Source organism: Beijerinckia sp. L45, assembly GCF_009765775.1.
In the GTDB taxonomy this organism is placed as follows: domain Bacteria; phylum Pseudomonadota; class Alphaproteobacteria; order Rhizobiales; family Beijerinckiaceae; genus RH-AL1.
In genome coordinates, this window is sequence record NZ_LMUU01000186.1 from 1 (window position 1) to 256 (window position 256).

Annotated in this window: 1 protein-coding gene; it reads right to left on the bottom strand. The window is 63.3% G+C overall.

Going from position 1 to position 256, the window contains the following annotated elements:
- Positions 1-63: 63 nt before the first annotated feature.
- On the bottom strand, positions 64-256 hold a 193-nt coding region (locus tag GSQ79_RS20365), incomplete at its 5' end, for a hypothetical protein (RefSeq protein WP_158810506.1).

Genomic DNA, 256 nt, shown 5'->3' on the forward strand with positions numbered 1-256 from the left:
CCTCATCCGACCCTTGCTGACGCAAGGGCCACCTTCTCCCGCAAGCGGGAGAAGGAGATAACCTTACAGCGAGCGCTGGATCGCCGTGACCGTGTAGCACTCGATGACGTCGCCGACGCGCATGTCCTTGTAGTTCTCGAACGCCATGCCGCACTCCTGGCCGGCCACGACGTCCTTGACCTCGTCCTTGAAGCGCTTGAGCGTCGACAGCATGCCCTCGTGCACCACGACGTTGTCGCGGATGAGGCGCACGTGC